Below are 18,678 nucleotides of genomic sequence, written 5' to 3' on the forward strand. Positions count from 1 at the left end.
GGCTGGCGGCCAGGTTCGGGCCGGGCGCGTTGGCCGGGGTCGAGGCGACGGTCGGGGTGCTCGCCGGCCGCTGGCTGGCCCGGTTACCCGCGCAGCGCCGGGCCGAGCTGGTCACGGATCGGCCGACGCTGGACCTGGACTCCTCGGACGTCGAGGTCTTCGGCCGCACGAAGCGCGGCGTGGCCTATACCTACGAGGGGAAGAAGGCCGGCCGGCCGCTGCTGGCGTCGTGGGCCAGGACCGGGCTGGTCCTGGCCGCGGACCTGCTCGCCGGCGACCAGGACGTCCGTCCGCGCGCGGCAGGCCTGTTCGCGCGGGCTCTGGCGAACCTGCCGGTCGCGGTCCGCGCGCCGCCGCTGCCGCGCGCGGACTCGGGGTTTTTCACCGGCGACCTCGCCCGCGCCGCCGTGGCCGCGGGGATGGACTTCGCAATCGCCGCGCCGCGTAACTCCGCGTTCTGGCGCGCCTACGCCGCCGTCGAGGAGACGTCCTGGACGGACGCGCGGGACATGACCGGCGCCCAGGTCGCCACCAGTAGCTACGCTCCGACCGGCTGGCCGCCCGGCACCTACACGATCATCCGCCGGGTGAAGGTCCCCGCCGCCGAGATCTCCACCGACCCCCGCTCACGGCGGCGGCGCACCATCCCGAAAGCCCAGCTCACCCTCGCGCTTGACGGAATCGTCGACCATGCCTGGGCGGTCAGCTTCATCGTCACGAACATCCCCGCCAACGACGGGCCGGACATCGTCGCGCTCGAGCACTGGTTCCGCGGCCACGCCGACATCGAGACCCAGATCAAGGACCACAAACTCGGCGCCGGCCTACGCCACCTGCCCTCAGCCGACCCGACCATCAACACCGTCTGGACGTGGGCCGCGATCCTCGCCGGTTGGCTGTCCACCCTGCTCCAGACGCTCACCGGGTTCGACCAGCGCGCCGGGCGCGCGCACGGCGACCGGCTCCGCCACGAACTGATCACCATCCCCGGCCGGGTCACCCGCCACGCAGGCCAACTGATCCTGCGCCTGCCACCCGGCCGCGACCAGCACCTAACCACCGCCCTCGCCCGGCTGCACGCCCTGCCCGCGGCCGTCTGACCAGCCCGTTCTCTACGCGGAACACGCCCCCGGGCCGTGGACCCGGCGCTCACCCGGCACGACAGCCGGGCCTTCACCCTGCCCAGCCGTCGAAAACAACATCAACAAACCCGAAAAGGGAAGATCACCGAACTTTGATCATGCAAGCCGGCACTACTGGCGGATCTAGGGGGACGTAATGAAGTAACAAATACGCGATCGAGATCATCATCGCAGGTCACAGGCCTGTGGAGGGTTCGAAACGCGCAAGTTATTTCATTTCGACTCCTAGGTCTGAACGAGCGTTCGCCGCTATCCTTATCGGGCCGATCTCCACGGTTCCAGCCGGGGGAGCCCGGCGCCAGAAGAGAAGTGTGCCGATCGGAAAACCCTTATAAATACTGTCAAAGAGCTTCTCGACATCGGACGACATCCAACGAAGCCCACGCTGGAATCGAGGAATCCGGATCTGGCCATGCCTGGCGTTATCCAGAAGCTCCTCAATCTTGAATCGCGCCGCGTCGGACCGGCGGGATGACTCGTCCACGCCCACCATGATATCCGTAGATCATCCGGAAGACGTTCTTCGTGGTCCACGTGCGTCAGCCCCACCGCCCGTTCGGGCGGTGGGGCTGACGCACGGCACAGCCGCGGCGACGATCGGTCCCCAGCCACCGGACCTCGACTACTGGACCTTGATGATCAATCCGTGAGATCGTCCCCGAAGGGCCCGTCCGGGCCGTACGCGGCGACCTCGATGTCGATCATTGGAGGGCGCTGCGGGTCCTGCAGGGGACGCAGCGGTGAGGTCGTCCCGCGGTGGTCCGCCCCCTGTTCCCACACGTTGAACTCGGCCATGCTCGCCCAAACGCTGACCACCGCGAACCGGGACGGGTCCGCCGCCGACCGGTGCAGCGTGTTACCGAGCAGGCCAGGCGTGCCGACCAGCTTGAAGCTGATCTCGTGGTAAGCCCGCTCCACCGCGCCGGGATCGCCGGGCGGGTTAACCGCCCACAGCGTGACCCGAACCTTCGCCGGGCCGGCCACGGTCAGCTTCCCGCCGGAACGGTCAGGGAGGCCGTACCGGCCAGCTGGGCGACGACGGTACCGGTGACCATCGAGCTGCTGGCGCGCAGCGGGTGCAGCGCCTTGCGGTGCACCAGGTGACGCTCGCTGTGCTCGAACTCGCGGAACTGCTCCTCGTCAACCCAGTCACTGACGATGTAGTACGTGCTCGGCTCGTCCTCCGAGCGGATCAGCCACTGCCCGAGGTTCGCCGGGTGCGAGGTGACCGCGTCGCCGATCCGCAGCCAGGTCTGCTCGAACTCGACCTCCCGGCCGGGGTGGATCCGCATTGTCAGCATGATCCGAAAAGGCGGGGTCGAGGCCATCAGATGCCTCCGTCCACGGCAAAGGTGGCGCCGTTGACGTAGGACGACACGTCGCTGGCCAGGAACAGGACGACCGCGGCGACCTCCTCGGCCGTCCCGATGCGTCCCAGCGGGATGCGGTTGGTGTAGGCCGCCTTGACGGCCGGGTCGATGCCCTCGGCATGGTGGGTCTCGATGACTCCTGGGGAGACCAGGTTCACCCGGATGCCGCGGACACCGAGCTCCTTGGACAGCGAGCGGGTCAGTCCGATCAGGCCGGTCTTCGCCGCGGTGTAGTGGGCCCGCAGCGGCAGACCGACCACCCCGGAGCCGGACCCGATGTTGATCACCGAGCCGGAGTCCCCCAGCAGCGGCAACGCGCCCTGCGTGACGAGGTGAGTGGCGGTGAGGTTGGTGGTCAGCACCTGCGTCCACTCGTCCAGGGGCAGCTGCGCGTAGGGGATGTGGCTGATCGTGCCGACGTTGTTCACGACGATGTCGAGGCCGCCCAGGTGGGTGCCGGTGGCCTCGACGAGCTCGGTGATCTGGCCCGGATCGGCGACGTCGGCCTGGACGAGCAGATGGTCGCCGCCGGTGTCCTTGAGTTCGCGGCGCAGGCTCTCGGCATCCTCGGTCTGGCGCTGGTGGCCGGCAACGACCGTCGCACCGGCTCGGGCGAGGCCGAGCACCACGGCCCGTCCGATGCCGCGGGTACCGCCGGTAACCAGGGCGCGTCGCCCGGCCAGGTCTGAGAACATCGCTGACTGTCTCCTGTGTCGAGGTGTCGGCTGCCGAGGGGTCGGCTGCCGAGGGGTCGTGAGGTGAGGGGTCGTGAGGTGAGCGGGCAGGGGCAGGCGGTACGGGTGGGTACGCCCTCAGCGGGAACCGACGGCGCGAACCACGAGGCTGCTGTTGAAACCGCCGTAGCCACGGGCGTTCACCAGCGCCACCCGCACGGGTGCACGCCGGGGCGTACGCACGAGGTCGAGCCCATGGGCCGGATCGGGGGTGTCGAGGTTGCCCACCGCCGGGATGACCCCGTCCCGGATGGACAGCAACGCCGCGGCCACCGTCAACGCCGAGCCGCCGGCGAGGAGCCGGCCGACGAAGCCCTGCGGCGCCGTCACCGGGACCGTCCGGGCGCCGAAGACCGCGCGGATCGCCGCCGCCTCCTGGGCATCGAGGTCCGGTGAACCTGCGCCGTCCGCGAAGACGACATCGACGTCGTCCGGGGTGAGGCCGGCGTCGCGCAGGGCCCGGCGCATCGCGGTGGCGAGCCAGCGCACGTCCGGGGCGGGGCGTTCGTGGTGGGCGGCGTCGTGCGTCGCGGCGTAGCCGGCGATCTCGCCGTAGACGTGCGGGGCTCCCCGGGCGGCGGCGGCGGCCGGATCCTCGAGCACGAGCGTCGCGCCACCCTCACCGGGCAGGTAACCGTTCGCCCGGACGTCGAACGGCTTGTAGCCGTCCGCAGCAACGGTCGCGGTGCTGACCCGGCCGCTGGACAGATGACCGGTGATCGCATAGGGCGTCAGGCTCGCCTCGGCCCCCCCGGCGAGCACCGTCGGCGTGCCGCGGCGGATAATCCGCCGGGCCTGGGCGAGGCTGTCGATTCCGCCGGCACCGTCACTGACCAGGACCCCCGACAGCCCCTTCAAACCATACCGGATCGAGGTCTGCCCGGTCGTCGCCGCGTAGAACCAGGCGATCGACTGATAGACGCTCACCGCGGTGCGGCCCCGGGTCCACAGCCGTCCCAGCTCGCGCTGTCCGATGTCGACACCGCCCGACCCGCTGCCGAACACCACCGAGGTCGCATACGGATCGTGCGCGGCGGGGTCGTAGCGCGCATCGGCCATGGCGAGGCGCGACGCGGCCATCCCGAACCAGGTCCACCGGTCGGTCTGGACGATGTACCGCTTGTCGACGTGGTCCTCCACCGCGAAACCGGCGACCTCTCCAGCGAGGGTGGCGTCGTACCAGGTGGTGTCGAACCGGCTGATCGGCGCGATCTTCAACTCGCCGCGCAGGGTCGACGCCCAGTACTCCTCCGTCCCGATGCCGCTGGGCGCGAGGACGCCGAGCCCGGTGACGACCGGCCGGACCGGGGCCTGCGGCGAACCGTCCCGGTGGGCGGGCCCCGCGGCCGTCGCGGCGGAGGCCTCCACGGCGGCGTTCATCGCGTCGGGGCGGCGAGGACGATCGCCGACTGGAAGCCACCGAAACCACTGCCGACCGACAGGGCCACGTCGACAGCGTGGTCCCGGGCGATGTTCGGGACGTAGTCGAGATCGCACTCGGGGTCGCGGGTGGTCCAGTTGGCGGTGGGGGGGATGACGTCGTTCTCGATCGCCAGGGCGCAGGCAGCGATCTCGATCGACCCGATCGCGCCCAGCGAGTGCCCGATCATCGACTTGATCGAGCTGACCGGGATGTCATACGCCCGCTGTCCCAGCGAACGTTTGAAGGCGGCCGTCTCGTGCCGATCGTTCTGCTTGGTGCCCGATCCGTGCGCGTTGATGTAGTCGATGTCGTCGGCTCCGACCCGCGCCGCGTCCATCGCGACCCGGATCGCCTCGGCCATCTCGACCCCGTCGGGGCGCAGTCCGGTCATGTGGAACGCGTTCGAGCGCGAGGCGTACCCACCCACCTCGCAGTAGATGTGCGCACCGCGCGACCGGGCGGCGGTGAGCTCCTCCAGGATGAGGACGGCGCAGCCCTCCCCCATCACGAAGCCATCCCGGCTGGCGTCGAAGGGACGGGAGGCGTGTTCGGGGTCGTCGTTGCGGGCCGTCGTCGCGCGGATCGCGTCGAAGGACGCCATCGAGATCGGGGAGATCGGCGCGTCGGAGGCACCGGCGATGACAATGTCGGCCTCGCCGTCGACGATGAGCTGATGGCCGTAGCCGACCGCGTCGATGCCCGAGGTGCAGCCGGTGGAGACCACGAAGGCGGGGCCGTGTGTGCCGAACCGGCAGGCCAGTTCGGTGGCCAGGCAGCTCGGCACCATCGCGTGGTAGAGGAACGAGCTGGCGTACCGGGGATCAACCTCCCAGTCCCGCCCGCTGTCGGAGACCTCGACGTACTCGTTCTCCAGGCGAGTGGTCGCGCCCACCGCGCTGCCGATGCTGACGCCGACGATCGGGCCGTCCCCGGCATCACCGCCACCCCCGCCATCACCGCCATCACCGCCGCCCCGCAGGTCCAGGCCGCTGTCCTCGACCGCCTCCAACGCCGCGGCCAAGCCGAACTGCACGAACCGGTCGTTACGCGCAATCTCCCGGGCGGTCAGGCCGGCCGCCGCCGGGTCGAAGTCGCACTCGGCGGCCACCTGGGAACGGAACTGGGTCGGGTCGAAGAACGACAGTCGCCGCGTCGCGGTACGGCCGTCGGTCAGCAGGGTCCAGAACTCCTTGCGGTTGACCCCGCCGGGGGCGACCACCCCGATCCCGGTGACCGCCGTCCGTCTTGGTCCGCTCACTGTCCGGACCCGTGGGGCAAGGCGTCGACGGTGGGTGCCGACGGGGCGACCGGAGCGTGCGGGGCGTCCGGGTCTAACGGTACCTCGGTGTCGACGTGGCCGAGATCGGGCCGGGGTGCCAGCGGGCTGAGGTGAAAGACGAGGAAGGCGGTCTCCTCGCCGGTGTTGACGACGCGGTGGCGCATCCCGATCGGGATGCACACCCCGTGGTCGGCCGGCAGGTCCTGGTACTGACCGTCCAGTCGGGCGGTCACAATGCCGCGCACGCAGTAGAGGAACTCCTCCGAGTAGGGGTGCAGGTGTTCGGTCACCACCTCACCCGGCTGGAGGGTCAGGGTGCCGAAAAAACCCGAGGTCGAACCCACGGTCACCGGGGAGAGCAGCGTGCGGACGTCACCGCCGCGCCGACGGTTGGGGGTCATGTCGTGAATGCAGAGAACCTTCGGAATCGCTGTCACGGAAGTCACCGGTCTCGTTCTCCTCAGACTTGTTCCGGCAGCGCGAGGGAGACCGGGGGCAGCTCGGCGGCGGCCCGCTCGACCTTCTCCCGGATCACCGACATCTCGCGGGCGGTGTTGGTGTTGATGCGGTTGGTCATCTGCTCGTCGTTCACCGGCGCCGACGGGCGCATGTGGAAGTCCTGCACCCAGCGCATGCGGGTGCCGGTGCCCTCCGGCGTGTAGCTCCAGTGGATGTGCATGTACTCGAACGGGCCGGTCTCGACGCGGTACGCGCGCACCTGCCGGGTGGCCGGGTCGAGTGTCCGCTCGGACACCCAACTCCACGCCGTCCCGTTCTCGTCGGGATGCATGGTCAGGCGAAACTTGAAGGTGTTCTCGTGGTGCTCAAGAATGTCTACCGAGGCGTATTCGGTAAAGAGGTCAGGCCAGGATTTCAGATCGTTGGTGATGGTCCAGACGGTTTCAATGTCGGCATCGATGAAAATCGAGTTGTCAGTGTGCCCGCTCACGTCGGCTCCGGTCGACCTGGAAGGTAGGGGACGTGGAAACTAACGGCGGATTCAGACCGTCTCGTGCTGGTCGAGAGCCGCGTTCACCGTGGCCAGGATCTCGGCGAGGGTCCAGCTCTCCGGCAGCTCGGCCGGGAGGTCCACCCCGAAGGTCCCGGCCACCTCTGCCGAGAGCTGGAGGTAGGCGAGCGAGTCGAGGCCGATGTCGATGAAGGTCACGTCCAGGTCCGTCGGCCGCTCGTCCGAGGGCAGACCGGCCTGTTCGACCAGGAAGTCAAGCAGGGCATCGGCCGACCATTGCCGGGGCATGTCGTACTCCCTTTTTCATTTTCGGGTTTCGGGGTTCACATGAAAAACTGGGCGTACCTGTGGGCGGAATCGAGGACGCAGTCGCTGATGACCGGCCGCGGCCGCAGCCGGCGGGCCCGGTACTCTGGCGGTGTACAGGAGCCCGGCCGTGTATCAGGAGCCCGGTGGTGTACCGGGGGGCTCAGCCGGCCGTCCACGAATAGAAACTCTGCGCCATCGCGTCCCCGGGGGTGCGCCAGGTCTCCGGGTCGTAGGCGGAGACGTATTTCCCGAGCTTTTTGCTCACGTCGACGAACAGCGGATGCTCATGGACGTTCTCGACGGTGTTCCTGACGTTAGTCGGAGCCTCGATCAGATGAAAGTAAAGGCCATGGAAGTGAAACAGGTCACGCCTGGTCACACCCACGATTCCGGGTAGTTCTCCGGCATCGGACTCGGCGAAGGTCGCCGCGATGGCGGGAGCGTCGGCAGGGTTCATCCTGGCCACGATGAGAGTCCGGTGTGACTGGCCTCCGGACGGCGTGGCGGGGTTCTGCGGACCGGTAACCGAGGGACCGGTGGCTGAGGGCACGAGAATCTCCTCGACATGTTCTTGGAAAACGTGTGTTTGACCCCAGGCAAGCACGGGTACCGTGTGCATGGCAAGCACGGGTACCGTGTGCATGGGCAGCTGGGCGGACCGGCCCTGACGGACCGACCTCGGCACCTTGCGCCGCGTTACAGGTGACAGGGGGAATCCGCCGACGAACATGAAGCCAGGCAGGAGTGACCGGTGCGCGACCACCGCTTCCCATCCGGCAACCCTTCTGAGGCAGCCCAGCGACCCTTCTGAAGCAGCCAGCCTTTCTGAAGCAGTCAGCTTCTTTGACTCATCGAGAGCATGGGGCCACGCGGCGCGGCTGTCCTGGATTTCCCCTGGCAGCAAGTTGCCCTGGCAGTCAAATGCCAACTGACACACACAAAAAGAACAACGTGGCTACAACCACCGTAAGCGGGCTTCCCGGTGCCCGGGGGTGGTCGATACGCCACCGGAGGAGAGCCGGGATCTCGATCTCGTGGGAACCACGTCGTCCACGCTCGGCCTCGGCCTGGTCGAGTATGGTGTTCTCTGGTCGGGGAGCCGGGGCCTCGTCTGGCCGACGTCGGCCGCTCTCACCTGACCGGGACTATCGCCGGAGGGCCGCCGCGGCGCGAAAGCCGGCTGTTCGGAGCCAGATGTTCAGAGCCAGATGCTCAGAACCGGCCCGTTCAGAGCCAGCCGCGTTGCGCGGCGAGGGTACCCGCCTGGAACCGGCTACGGGCGTTCAACCGTGCCATCAGATCGGCGATCATGCGACGCACGGTGCGGACGGAGACGCCCAGGTGGCGCGCGGCCGCCTCGTCCTTCATGCCGAGGCTGAGCAGACGCAGCAGCAGCCGTTCGGTGTCGCTCGGCGCGTCGTCACCGTCCCCGGGAGCGGCTATCGCCTCGCTGCTCAGCGGTTCGGCGGCCTCCCAGACCTGTTCGAACAGGGTGAGCAGCAGGGCGGTCAGCTCCGGGGTGCGCACGAGCAGGGTCTGGCCGGTCGCGAACCCCCGGCCCAGTCGGACCAGGCCGATCCGCCCGTCGACCGCGGTGGCGTCCAGCCGGGGATCGTCGATCATCCGGGCGTCCAGGCCATGCGCCGCCACGGTCCGCACATAGCCGGCGCCGAGCTCGTCCAGGCGCATCGACCGGGGCAGGACGCTGCGCATCACCACGCCACGCCGCAACGCGCGCAGTTCGACCGGCATCACCTCGCGAGTCAGGGCCGAGGACCACTCGCGCCGGGTGTGCAGCGCGAGCACCTCCCGCTCGGCTCGCCCGACGATCGCGAGCAGCTCCGCACGGGCCTGGTCGGCGCCGTCTATCCGCCTTACCTCGACGGTGTCCCCGCCGGGACGGCTCTCCAGGTAGTCCGAGACGAAGGAGCTGATCTGCGCCCGGGCCAGGAGCAGCCGCTCATGGCGACGGATCAGCTGCTCGTGCTGCACCTGGAGCAGGTGGTCGAGCCCGGCTTCGGGATGCACCGCGACGTAGTGACCGGCCCGTTCGCGCGAGGGCAGCAGCAGACCCAGCTCGACCAGACGATCACGCGCCCGCCCCGCGGCGACCAGCGGCTCGCCGAGCATCTCCGCCACCTCGGGCACGCTCAGGACCTCGTGGCACAGCCACAGCCGATAGGCGGCCAGGGTGACCTCATCGATACCGAAGAGATCGAGCACCTTCCCCTTCCTCGGAGCAGGATCGGGACGTGGCCGACGGACGCCGACCGGACCAGTCGTGCCCACCGGACCAGTCGTGCCCACCGGACCGACGCGGCCGCTCACCCCGACCGCTGGGGCAGGCCCGACCGGGACGCCTCCGCGGACACCACGTCGAGGGCGTGGCGGACCAGCGACACCAGGGACTGCCGGACCGACTCCCGCTGCCGGGCGTCGCAGAACACCACCGGACGGCGCGGATCGAGGTCCAACGCCGCCCGGACGTCCTCCGCCCGGTACTCCCGCGCACCGTCGAACCGGTTCAGCGCGATGAGGAACGGGATGTCGCGCTCCTCGAAGTAGTCGATGGCCGGAAAGGAGTCGGCCAGCCGCCGCGTGTCCACCAGGACCACCGCGCCGATCGCGCCGAGGACGAGCTCATCCCACATGAACCAGAACCGGTCCTGGCCCGGGGTGCCGAAAAGGTAGAGAATAATGCTATCGAGAAGCGTGATCCGACCGAAGTCCATCGCGACCGTGGTCGTCGTCTTCGAGCCGACCGCGCTGGTGTCGTCGATCCCTATGCTTGCGGCCGTCATCGCGGCCTCCGTGGTGAGGGGCTGAATTTCGCTCACCGAACCGACGAACGTCGTCTTCCCGACTCCGAACCCGCCGGCGATGATGATTTTTACCGGATGCGGCGGCGCCGTTTCCGGCGACCCCGTCCTAGAGGGCCTGTAGTCCATCGAGCACCTTTTCGATGAGGGCAATGGAAGGGCGGTCGGAGGGTCGGGCCGGTCGGGTCACGGTTACCAGGCCGGCGTCGAGCATGTCGCCGACGAGGACCCGCGCGACCCCGACCGGCAGATTCAGCCGAGCGGAGATCTCCACGATCGACTGCACGCGTTGGCAGAGCAGCGCGATGGCGCGCTGCTCATGCTCCAGCGTCCGCATCATCAGCCGGCCGTTGGGCGTGGTGGTCACCAACGCGACCAGCTCCAACGTCTGGTTCGTCGGCCGTGTCCGGCCCCCGGTGACAGCGTAGGGGCGGACGACCGGACCAGCCTCTTCGTCGAACCATTCGTCATCGCGCGGCATATCCGGTCCTCCTGCCTTGAGAATTCTGCTGTCATCCGGTCGGTGATGGCGCAGGGGGCGACCGGCTGACCCACCAACCGATCGGACCCCCACCCGATCGCCGGGCCGAGGTCAGAGTGGCAGCGCGGACTGCATCTGAGCCCGGAGTTCCGGGGTGAGGAACTCGCCGACCCGGGTCACCAGCAGCGCCATCTCGTAGGCGATGAGACCGATGTCCGCGCCGGGGCTGCTGAGAATGGCCAGGCACGATCCGTCCCCCACCGCGGTGACGAACAGGAATCCCTCGTCCATCTCGACAATGGTCTGCCGAACGTTTCCACCCCCGAAGAAACGACCCGCGCCGCGCGCCAGGCTGTTGAATCCGGAGGCTACCGCGGCCAGTTGGTCGGCGGTCGCCCGGTCCATCCCGTACGAGGCGGCGAGCAACAACCCGTCGGAGGAAAGCGCAATCACATAGGTGACTTCGGGCACCTTCTTGACGAGGTTGTTGAGCAACCAGCTCATGTTCTCGGACGGCCCCAGCGGACGCATCAGGTCACCTTTCCTACATCGTCACCGTCGTTCGAAACCTGGCCGTCCGCCAGACCACGACCAAAGTTGTTCTGGAAGGACGACATCATACTGCGGATCTCTTCCGGGCTCCGTTGCGCGGCGAGCATTCCGGAACTCTCCTCGGGAATGTCCCGGCGAAGCTGCGGCGCGAGACTGGCCCGCCGGGTGCGCTTGGGCAGGCCCACCTCGGTGAAACTGACGGGCGGCTGGCCGTCCGCGCCGGGCCCGGCCGGCTCGGCGGGCTCGTCTGAACGGGCCGAAGGCGCCGGGCGTCCGAGGGGGACGACCGTCTGGCCCATGGCGGGGGCGTCCTCGCGGTGGAATCCCCCGGAGTACCCCACCGGCCGGCCCAGCGGTGAGGTGAACGGATCGGTTCGGGTGGCCTCCCCCGGGTCGGCGGAGCCGAGGTCACCACCGCGCGACCGCTCCCTGGCCATGGGGCTGTCACCGAACAGCGAGGTGACACGGCCGCCGTCGCCGCCATAGCCGGAGCCGGGCGCACCGTTGTGGCCACCCGGACCGGGGACGTCCCGTCCGTCCCGGAGGGGCCCATCCCGGAAGGGTTCCTCCGGGAAGGGTTCGTCCCGGAAAGATTCGTCCTGCCCCGGACGGGCCGGCGGGCCGTCGGGGTCGTCCAACCCGGGCGTCTGGGGGTGGTCCGGGACAGCCTGGTGGGGCTGGTCCCCCGCGGCCCTGCGGCCGCCACGCGAACGGCGCGACGGCAGCGGCGGGGGGGTACCGAAGCCGCGGGAGCCGGGCTCCTCGCCCGGCCCGCTGGCCGGGTCGGAACGCGGGGTCAAGGGACGCGGCGGAGCGTCCGAACGCCTGCCGTTGGAACGGTGCCGCGGGCGGTCGGCGACGAACCAGCTCGATCGCACCGTGGCGAAGACCGGCAGATCGTCGATGAGCGTTTCGTCCTGACCGTGCGCAGCCGCGGCCGCGTCCTCGGAGAGCGCGGGGGGACCGGCGAGGTCGCCGTCCGCGTCCACCAGCGACCCGCGGAACCGGTCCTCGTCGATGGCCGGGCCGTCGAGAGCCGGAACCCGCGTCATGGCAAGCGGCGGGGCGATCTGCGTGGGCTCCGGCCGGGCCTCCCCGTCGGGGTCGACCTGCCGCAGCAGCGTGGTCGGCACCAGGACGATCGCCATCGTGCCGCCATACGGCGAGGACCGCAGCTTCACCGAGATAGAATGCCGCTCGGCGAGCCGACCGACAACGAACAGGCCGAGACGCTCGCTGGTCGACAGGTCGAAGGGGGGCGGGTTGGCCAGCCGCTCGTTCACGGCGTCGAACTCCTCCGGACTCATGCCCAGCCCGCGGTCCTCGATCTCGATCACGAAGCCGTTCGACACCTCGTGCCCGGAGACATGCACCGGCGTGTGGGGCGGGGAGAAGGAGGTGGCGTTCTCGATCAGCTCGGCGAGCATGTGGATGACGTCACCGACGGCGTGACCGCTGATGGCCCCTCCGTCGATCGACATCACCTGGACCCGGGTGTAGTCCTCCACCTCGGCGACGGCGCCACGGACGACGTCCTTGACCGGGACAGGCCGGCGCCAACCACGGGCTGGCTTGGAGCCGGACAGCACGATGAGGTCCTCGGCGTGCCGGCGCATACGGGTGGCGAGGTGGTCGAGACGGAAGAGCTCCTCCAGCTCGTCCGGGTCGGTCTCCTTGCGCTCCAAGGCGTCGATCACCTTGAGCTGGCGGTGAATGAGTGCCTGGCTGCGGCGGGCGAGGTTGAGGAACGTGTCCCCGATGCTCTTGCGCATCGCGGCCTGCCCCACCGCGGTCCGCACGGCCACCGCGTGCACGGTGCCAAACGCCTCGGCGAGCTGACCGATCTCGTCCTTGCTCCGGACCTCGACCGGGAATTCCTCCTCGGCCACGTCCACCGGCGACCCGCGGTGCAGACGGTCGACGACTCCGGGCAGTCGCTCGTTCGCGACTTCGAGGGCGCCGCGGCGCAGTCGGCGTAGGTCCCGGATCATCGGGCTCGCCACCAGGAGAGAAATCACCACCGACACCACGAGCACCAGCGCCACGCCGATACCGCTGACAAGCGCGTCTCGGGTGGCCGAACTGGCGATGTTCGCGCTGGCCGTCCCGAGATCGGCCGCGACCCGGCGTTCGACCTGCCGCATCGCATTGATCTTCGCGTCGGAGGCCTGCAGCCAGATCTGCGGGGTAACGGTCAGCGGCTGGCCGTTCTGCACGGCGTTAACCGTGCCGTCACGCAATGTCCCGGCGGCCGAGATCGTCCGGCCGACCGTCACGTTGTAGAACTCCTGCTCGTCCGCCGTGGCCGTGGTGCGGAACTGGGCCAGCCAGGCATCCTCCGCCCCGGTCCTGGTCTGGATCTCCCGCAGCGTGGCCACATCTGTCTGCTGGAGGAGGATCACGCGGACGACGGCGCCGCGTTGGTGGGCGACCTGCTCCTTGGCCTGCGCGATACTCACCAGTGCGGTGGCACCGTTGACCAACGAGGTGTTACGGCTTCCGGCCGCCACCTGGGCGTTGAGAGCGAGGAGGTCGTCCACGGCACCCAAGTAGAAAGCAATGTTCTGGTCCACCTGCGCCTGGTGCGCGTCGATCGCCTTACGCTGCGCCGGGAGCTTGCCGAGGCGTTCCGAGATCGACGCGAGCGTGGTCGCCAGGGTGTCACGACCCGCCGCGGGCAGCGCCGCCTCACCGGCCCGATAGACGGCCAGGGCCTGGTCCACCGGGCCGCGGGCGGCGAGCGCCGCCTGCCCCTGAGCGACGGCCATGTAGTTGGAACCGACATAGGAGTTCGTGGCGTACCGCTCGACCTGCAGGGCCTGGACCAGATCGTTGCTTTTGATCGAGAAGTCGGCGAGTGCCTTGATGCGGTTGGCGACCCGCACGTTGTCGACGTTCCCCCGCACCTGTATCGCGCTCAGTACCGCGAGCGCAGCCAGGGGGACGACGAGAATCACCACTAGCTTCGAGCGGATGGGCCAATTCTGGAGCATCCGGTCCTCTCGTCCGGCACCCGGGAGTCGAGTGCCTCGTGTGCGGGGGGTGAGTAGTCGAGTTCCATCGGGACATGTCACCGGAAGACCACAGATGACAACACCGGGCCGGCGCATTGGAGTAGGCGGTCCGGGCATCGGGGGAATGTTCCGGGGGCGCGGACAACTGTAGCGGGTGAAGAACTAGCCCGGTCGGGGGCACCCGTCTTCAACGCAAAAGGATGGCGAGGTAGCACCGAGTGACGGACATTCGCGAGCGCGCAACGCGCAACCGGAACCCGCCCCCGAATTACATGAGCGCAGTCCGGACCAAACAACGGCGATGCGCACGAACCAGCACTGACGGGCAGCAGTCAGCGCTAACTGGCACAGATCCTCCGCGGCCACGAAGGCCCCGATCAACCAGCCGCACCGCGCTCGACAACGCAAGCACATCACATGTTGGCATGTTGCCGAAAGAACATCGCACGATCCGAGGCCACACAGATCGCACCCTCGCGGCCCACCCGACCCCCGCCCGGGCTGCAGCTCCCGCCTCGTGCCAGACCATGGAGAGTGGTCCCATTGCGGACATTGCAGACGTTGTAGACATTGCAGACACCCGGGGGCGGGAATTGGGGCACCCGGCCCCACCGGTTCACCCCCGTTGGCGATTGCCGATCGGGCCCTACCCGGTCCGCCAGAGCTTCAATCACTCCACAGCCACTCCACGACGAACCTCCCCATCAACTCCCGTCCAATGAGCTGCTGCTGAACTGCTATGTTAATCGCCGAGCGAGGCCCGGCTGGCGGAAGCGGCGGAGGTCACGGAAGCGGCGGAGGTGACACAACTGCTTTCACCCGAGGCCAGCCGGTGGCACTGTGCCCCTGGGCACGACCGGGTCAGGAGCACGGCCGGGTCAAGGAACCCGACGGACCGGTGAGGAGACACGGATGAGCAGCCAGATCGAGAGCGAACCCGGCCAGGGCACGCTGACGGTACGGATCAACCGCCCGGAGAAACGCAACGCCCTCACCCAGGCGATGTACGTCGCCCTCACGGAGGCGTTCGACAAGGCCGAGACCGACCCGGAGATCCGGGTTATCCGGTTGACCGGCAGCGGTGGATCCTTCACCGCCGGCAACGATCTGGTCGACTTTCTGGCCACCAACGCCCTCCGGGCGGAGGGTCCGACGCTGACCTTCATCCGGACGCTGGCCCGCAGCACGAAACTTCTCGTCGCCGAGGTCGACGGGCCCGCGATGGGCATCGGGACCACGCTGCTGCTGCACTGCGACCTGGTCTATGCGACCGAGCGCAGCACTCTCGGGATGCCGTTCGTCAACCTGGGGGTGATCCCCGAGTTCGGGTCGACCCTCCTGCTACCCCGCCGGGTCGGGCCAGCCATCGCTGCCCGCATCGTCTACTTCGGCGAGTCCCTCGGAGCGGCCGAGGCCGCCCGACTGGGGGTGGTGACCGAGGTGCTTCCCGACGCCGAAGCGCTACGCGCCCGGGTCGACGACCGGGTGGCGGCGCTGCTGGCCCAGCCGCCGCAGGCGCTCGCGGCAGCTCGCGCCCTGCTGCACGACGGCGGGACACCGGAGGTGCTGGCGCGCATCGACGCCGAAAGCGCGATCTTCACCGAGCGCCTCGTCAGCGACGAGGCGAGATCCGCGATGACCGCCAGGCTGCCGGGCCGCCACGGCACGTCGGCAGCCGAGGGCTGACCGACCACCCGTGAGCTGACCGACCACCGAGGGCTGACCGACCACCGAGGGCTGACCGACGTCGGTGCCGGCCCGCTCCATGCCGTCCGTGCGGCCCGGGAGGACCAGCCCCGCAACGGCGACGAGGGCGACCGGTTGCCCCGTCCGGGCGGGGCATACCGGTGCCTGTGACCCATTCCCTGCCGCACCAACGCGACCGGGGTAGTGCCCTCGGGCACCGGCCTTGGTGGCGCCGCGCCTTCTCCTCCGGCTCCTCCGATCCGGGGAGGTTCCCCCCGGCTCGCAGCGCATTCGGGCTACGCCGCGTCCTCGCCGCGTTCGGCCTGGTGTTCTGCGGGGTCTTCGCCGGTTTCTTCGCCGTCCGGGGGCAGACAGCCGGCGCCGCGGTCCTCGCCTTCCTCGCCATCGTCGCCATCGTCGATCTGGTCGTCATCCAGCAACGGATCCGGCGCCAGACCGAATGATCCCCACGCCGGTCCGGATGGGCGGTGCTCCCGCATAAGGTGGCCGAGGATCGTCGCGTCCGACACCGCCAGGCTCGCCCGCCAGCCTGGTCGGTCCGCGCCGATCCGGCTGGCGGAACGAGCAGGAGGATCTCAGTGGGCGGCGGGACGGGCGGCCGACCGAACGGGCGGCGATGAACGATCCGGAGGGCGTCTCCGGGCCGGTGTCGGCTGGCTTCGCGCGCGGCACCACCGACGAGGCGGGCCTGCGCCGCGGGCTTCGCCGGATGCGGCTCATCGCCGGCAGCCTGCTTGCCGCGGTGGTGACGATCTACCTCCTCGCCGCCCGCTGGCAGGCCCGCGGTGGCCCGGGGTGGATCGGGTACGTGGCCGCGGCCGCCGAGGCGGGCGCGGTCGGCGCACTGGCCGACTGGTTCGCCGTGACCGCGCTGTTCCGCCACCCACTCGGCCTCCCGATCCCGCACACGGCGATCATTCCTCGGCGTAAGGACGCGCTTGGTCGGAGCCTGGAGAGCTTCGTCGGCACCCACTTCCTCGCCGAGGACGTGATCCGGGAGAAGATCGACGGCATCGGAGTGTCCGCCCGGGTCGGTGCCTGGCTGCGCCAGCCGTCGCACGCCGAACGGGTCACGACCGAGGCGGCGGAGCGGCTCACCGCGATGATCTCCGGAATGAACGACGACCTGGTCCGCGAACTCGTCGAGAAGGCGGTGCTGCCCCGCATCGTCGAACGGCCCTGGGCCGGGGCCCTCGGAATGGCGCTGGAACGGGTGGTCGAGGACCGGCTGCACCATCGACTGGTCGACGTGATCGTCACCGAGGCCGAGACGTGGTTGAAGCAGAACCCGGAGGTCTTCACCCGCACCGTGCAGGACCGGGCACCAAGCTGGTCGCCGAAGTGGCTGGACGAGGCGGTCGCGGCCAAGGCGTACAGCGAGGCGCTGCGCTTCACCGAGGCGCTGCGCACCGACCCCGAGCACCGGGCACGCCGCGCCCTGGACACGTTCCTGCGCGGCTTCGCCGGCCGGCTGCGCACCGACGAGGCGCTGGGACGGCAGGTCGAGCAAATCAAGTACCGGCTCCTGGCCCATCCTGAGGTCGACCGGATGATCTCCGCCATGTGGGCCACGGCGAAAAGCATCCTGCTCGATCTCGCCTCCGATCCGGGCAGCACGGCCCGGGTCCGCGCGACCGACGAACTCGCGGCCTTCGGCGCCCAGCTCGCCACCGATCCGGAGCTGGCGCGCACCGTCGACCACACCGTGGCGAACGCGGCCACCCGCGTGGTGTGCCGGTACAAGGACGACATCGCCGCGATCATCGGAGATACTGTCGGCCGCTGGCAGCCCGACGAGACCTCCCGGCGCATCGAGCTGCACGTCGGTCGCGACCTGCAGTTCATCCGGATCAACGGCACCGTCGTCGGTGCCCTCGTGGGACTGGTCATCCACCTGGTCACCGAACTCGCCTTCTGACGCAACGGGTGGGGTTGAGGAAGCGTGCGGGGCAACGAGGACGATCGCCGTGGCGACGAACGTGGGAGCCGGCCCGGCCCGGATGACCGATAGCCCGTCCGGGGACTGCCATGGCCGACGCCACCCGGTCGGCCCAGCCTGCCGGTCGCCGGACTGGTCATGCTGGTCTGGTTCGGGCTGATTACCCGGATCGGCCACTACGACGTCGACGTCTTCCTGCGGGCCGGCGCGGCCGGGCAGCACGGGCTCGATCCCTATCCCGCCCCCGGCACGGGGGGCGGTGTACTCCGGCTTTCCGTTCGTCTACCCCTAACCTCACAGCGATGCCGTTCGCGCCGCTGCTGCTCTGACTGCTGCTCGCCCGCCGGTTGCGGGCCTGGATGGCGGCCCTCCCCGATCGGGCCGGACCCCGCCGTGGGATCGGACACTCCGGTGGGACCACCCACTTCCGTGGGGCCGGGCACGTCACCGCCGCGACCGGGGGCTGCGGACCGCGGCCGGCGACCCGCTCGCCCGAAGGAGTAACCCGGGACGAACCGGCGGGTGAGCCCGAGACGTACAGCCGCAGGATCGGCGTCTCTCACACTCCGCGTGGCGGGACGGCGATGTACCTTGAACAGAACGACGGCTTGCAAGGCCGTCCGCGCCCGGCCGAACGGTCGGGTGTGCGAGGTCGGTGCGAGCGCCCTAGCGGGGATGACCCGCCGGTGGGTCCGGTCGCGAAACCCGGCCGTACCCCCGGCCTCCGGACGATACGCGGACTGGTGTGGAACACCTCATCCAGTCCGGGTGGACCCATGGCGGCCCTGACCTGATCGGCGGATCCTCTGTCTCAGTATGGAAACTCCCAGTCTCACCCGGCCCAGCACTCCCACGCCCCGCAGCGCCAGCCTCGTCCGGCCCGGGGCCGCGGCGGTCCGGGCGGTGGCGGGGCCCGGGGTGGCGGCCGCGGTGCCGGCG

The 18,678-nt window shown here is 69.6% G+C and carries 20 protein-coding genes; 5 read left to right on the plus strand and 15 right to left on the minus strand.

Features of this window, described 5'->3' with window-relative positions:
- On the plus strand, positions 1-1,100 hold a 1,100-nt coding region (locus AC08OQ_RS07700), incomplete at its 5' end, for a transposase (protein WP_476611968.1).
- A gap of 250 nt (positions 1,101-1,350) precedes the next feature.
- Here AC08OQ_RS07700 and AC08OQ_RS07705 read toward each other — a convergent pair.
- From AC08OQ_RS07705 to AC08OQ_RS07750, 10 genes are all read right to left on the minus strand, one after another.
- Positions 1,351-1,635: a DUF262 domain-containing protein gene (locus AC08OQ_RS07705; RefSeq protein WP_476599487.1), complete on the minus strand. Its 285-nt coding sequence runs from the start codon at positions 1,633-1,635 to the stop codon at positions 1,351-1,353.
- A gap of 146 nt (positions 1,636-1,781) precedes the next feature.
- A complete protein-coding gene (locus tag AC08OQ_RS07710) occupies positions 1,782-2,126 on the minus strand; it encodes an antibiotic biosynthesis monooxygenase family protein (RefSeq protein ID WP_476599489.1) in 345 nt (114 codons plus the stop codon).
- Positions 2,127-2,128: 2 nt separating this feature from the next.
- Positions 2,129-2,470: an antibiotic biosynthesis monooxygenase family protein gene (locus tag AC08OQ_RS07715; RefSeq protein WP_462186592.1), complete on the minus strand. Its 342-nt coding sequence runs from the start codon at positions 2,468-2,470 to the stop codon at positions 2,129-2,131.
- The gene (locus AC08OQ_RS07720; RefSeq protein ID WP_462186591.1) at positions 2,470-3,207 is read right to left on the minus strand and encodes an SDR family NAD(P)-dependent oxidoreductase; all 738 of its coding nucleotides are present in this window, start codon (positions 3,205-3,207) and stop codon (positions 2,470-2,472) included. The genes AC08OQ_RS07715 and AC08OQ_RS07720 overlap by 1 nt, the downstream gene beginning before the upstream one ends.
- 117 nt (positions 3,208-3,324) lie before the next feature.
- Positions 3,325-4,626: a beta-ketoacyl synthase N-terminal-like domain-containing protein gene (locus tag AC08OQ_RS07725; protein WP_476599490.1), complete on the minus strand. Its 1,302-nt coding sequence runs from the start codon at positions 4,624-4,626 to the stop codon at positions 3,325-3,327.
- Entirely contained in the window at positions 4,623-5,927 is a 1,305-nt protein-coding gene (locus AC08OQ_RS07730; RefSeq protein ID WP_476599491.1) for a beta-ketoacyl-[acyl-carrier-protein] synthase family protein, read from the minus strand. The genes AC08OQ_RS07725 and AC08OQ_RS07730 overlap by 4 nt, the downstream gene beginning before the upstream one ends.
- Complete coding sequence (locus AC08OQ_RS07735) at positions 5,924-6,349, minus strand: cupin domain-containing protein (protein WP_476599504.1); 426 nt, start codon at positions 6,347-6,349, stop codon at positions 5,924-5,926. The genes AC08OQ_RS07730 and AC08OQ_RS07735 overlap by 4 nt, the downstream gene beginning before the upstream one ends.
- 59 nt (positions 6,350-6,408) lie before the next feature.
- Positions 6,409-6,897: an SRPBCC family protein gene (locus tag AC08OQ_RS07740; protein WP_462186588.1), complete on the minus strand. Its 489-nt coding sequence runs from the start codon at positions 6,895-6,897 to the stop codon at positions 6,409-6,411.
- A 51-nt stretch (positions 6,898-6,948) separates the two neighbouring features.
- The gene (locus AC08OQ_RS07745) at positions 6,949-7,206 is read right to left on the minus strand and encodes an acyl carrier protein (protein ID WP_476593231.1); all 258 of its coding nucleotides are present in this window, start codon (positions 7,204-7,206) and stop codon (positions 6,949-6,951) included.
- A 181-nt stretch (positions 7,207-7,387) separates the two neighbouring features.
- Positions 7,388-7,777, minus strand: coding sequence for a TcmI family type II polyketide cyclase (locus tag AC08OQ_RS07750; RefSeq protein ID WP_476604598.1), 390 nt, complete (start codon positions 7,775-7,777; stop codon positions 7,388-7,390).
- A 442-nt stretch (positions 7,778-8,219) separates the two neighbouring features.
- On the opposite strand from AC08OQ_RS07750, the gene AC08OQ_RS07755 reads away from it, so the two are divergent.
- Positions 8,220-8,366: a hypothetical protein gene (locus AC08OQ_RS07755; RefSeq protein ID WP_462202858.1), complete on the plus strand. Its 147-nt coding sequence runs from the start codon at positions 8,220-8,222 to the stop codon at positions 8,364-8,366.
- Between the two features lie 88 nt (positions 8,367-8,454).
- Here AC08OQ_RS07755 and AC08OQ_RS07760 read toward each other — a convergent pair whose 3' ends face one another.
- The 5 genes from AC08OQ_RS07760 to AC08OQ_RS07780 all read right to left on the minus strand — a co-directional run bounded on the left by AC08OQ_RS07760 (position 8,455) and on the right by AC08OQ_RS07780 (position 14,072).
- Entirely contained in the window at positions 8,455-9,450 is a 996-nt protein-coding gene (locus tag AC08OQ_RS07760; protein ID WP_476599494.1) for a LuxR C-terminal-related transcriptional regulator, read from the minus strand.
- 101 nt (positions 9,451-9,551) lie between these two features.
- Positions 9,552-10,175: a GTP-binding protein gene (locus tag AC08OQ_RS07765; RefSeq protein WP_462186585.1), complete on the minus strand. Its 624-nt coding sequence runs from the start codon at positions 10,173-10,175 to the stop codon at positions 9,552-9,554.
- Positions 10,156-10,527, minus strand: coding sequence for a DUF742 domain-containing protein (locus AC08OQ_RS07770; RefSeq protein WP_462186584.1), 372 nt, complete (start codon positions 10,525-10,527; stop codon positions 10,156-10,158). Before AC08OQ_RS07770 ends, AC08OQ_RS07765 begins: the two co-directional genes overlap by 20 nt.
- A 111-nt stretch (positions 10,528-10,638) precedes the next feature.
- Positions 10,639-11,058, minus strand: a complete 420-nt coding sequence (locus AC08OQ_RS07775) for a roadblock/LC7 domain-containing protein (RefSeq protein ID WP_476599497.1) — start codon at positions 11,056-11,058, stop codon at positions 10,639-10,641.
- The gene (locus AC08OQ_RS07780; RefSeq protein WP_476599498.1) at positions 11,058-14,072 is read right to left on the minus strand and encodes a sensor histidine kinase; all 3,015 of its coding nucleotides are present in this window, start codon (positions 14,070-14,072) and stop codon (positions 11,058-11,060) included. Before AC08OQ_RS07780 ends, AC08OQ_RS07775 begins: the two co-directional genes overlap by 1 nt.
- A 933-nt stretch (positions 14,073-15,005) precedes the next feature.
- Between AC08OQ_RS07780 and AC08OQ_RS07785 the strand changes: the two genes are divergently transcribed.
- From AC08OQ_RS07785 to AC08OQ_RS07795, 3 genes are all read left to right on the plus strand, one after another.
- Complete coding sequence (locus tag AC08OQ_RS07785) at positions 15,006-15,779, plus strand: enoyl-CoA hydratase-related protein (protein WP_462186581.1); 774 nt, start codon at positions 15,006-15,008, stop codon at positions 15,777-15,779.
- 161 nt (positions 15,780-15,940) lie between these two features.
- Positions 15,941-16,243, plus strand: coding sequence for a DUF6343 family protein (locus AC08OQ_RS07790; RefSeq protein WP_476595690.1), 303 nt, complete (start codon positions 15,941-15,943; stop codon positions 16,241-16,243).
- Positions 16,244-16,416: 173 nt separating this feature from the next.
- A complete protein-coding gene (locus AC08OQ_RS07795; RefSeq protein ID WP_476599500.1) occupies positions 16,417-17,718 on the plus strand; it encodes a DUF445 domain-containing protein in 1,302 nt (433 codons plus the stop codon).
- The last annotated feature ends 960 nt before the right edge of the window (positions 17,719-18,678 follow it).

This window comes from Frankia sp. CcCS3 (assembly GCF_977927575.1).